The sequence below is a fragment of the Microcoleus sp. S1D4 genome (assembly GCF_036700765.1).
Taxonomy (GTDB): Bacteria; Cyanobacteriota; Cyanobacteriia; order Cyanobacteriales; family Microcoleaceae; genus Microcoleus.
The window spans coordinates 1-1,181 of the sequence record NZ_JAUBPP010000063.1; the positions used below are offsets into that span (position 1 = coordinate 1).

1 protein-coding gene is annotated in these 1,181 nt (G+C 32.7%); it reads left to right on the forward strand.

The window, feature by feature from the left end; translation table 11 throughout:
• Positions 1-71: 71 nt before the first annotated feature.
• The gene (locus QT998_RS27335; protein WP_333218222.1) at positions 72-1,142 is read left to right on the forward strand and encodes an IS630 family transposase; all 1,071 of its coding nucleotides are present in this window, start codon (positions 72-74) and stop codon (positions 1,140-1,142) included.
• Positions 1,143-1,181: the final 39 nt, after the last annotated feature.

Genomic DNA, 1,181 nt, shown 5'->3' on the forward strand with positions numbered 1-1,181 from the left:
TATAGCAATCCTAAATCATTATCAAGACTATGATACAATTATATGCAATACTTGATTGTGACAATAAAAAAATGAATAACTTAAAACGGCCCCTCCAAGATATGGAAAAGGAAATAACTCAATTAGAATCTTTCATTAAAAGTGATATCGATGCAAGAGAACTTAAACGAGCAATAGCTGTAAGGATGGCTGTCGAAGGCAAGTTCTACCATGAGATTAGCAAAATTCTCGGTGTAAGTGATTTTTTTGTGGGTCATTGGAAAAAACAATTTCAAACCAAAGGCATCGAAGGAATCAAGCTAGGGCATAAAGGGTCAAAAGGGTATTTAACAGCTCTACAAAAGACTGAAGTAATTGATTGGCTAAAGAATAAAGAATATTGGAATTTAGATGAGCTGGTTACTTATGTAGAGCGAGAGTTTGGTGTGATCTATAAATCAAAACAGAGTTACTATGAACTTTTCGATCGGGCGAAAATTAGTTGGAAAAAAACTCAAAAAATCAATCCGAAATATGAGGTCGAACTGGTAAAAAAAAAGACGGAAGAAATTAACAATATTTTATTCAAAAACAAGGCGGGCATAGAATCCGGGCAAATAATAGTATTATTTATAGATGAATGTCATCTACTTCATGGCGATCTAACGGGTTACGTTTGGGGTCAATCAAAAATCAGAATTGAAGTCCCAATTACCAATGAAAAAGATAGACAAACTTATTTTGGCGCACTCAATTATCAAAGCAAAGAATTCCATGTTCAGAGTCATCCATCTGGGGATGGAAAATCAACAGTTGAATTTATAAAATACTTACAAGATAAATATAAGAATCGCAAGATTATCTTGATTTGGGATGGAGCCAGTTATCATAAATATGGCGAATTTAGAGATTTTTTATTAGAAGTAAATGGTGGCAAAGAGCCTGATGAGTGGTCAATTACTTGTATTTTATTTGCTCCAAATGCTCCCCAACAAAATCCCGTTGAAGATATTTGGTTACAAGCTAAAAACTTTTTAAGAAAGTATTGGTATTTATGTAGGTCTTTTAAGATTGTGAAATTTTTGTTTGAATTTTTTACTAAGGGGCAAAAATTTGATTTCCCCAAAATACATAAATATAGTTACACGGAGAAAATCAATTAGGATTGCTCTAGGTCTAGAAAATCATTTAGGATTGCTATA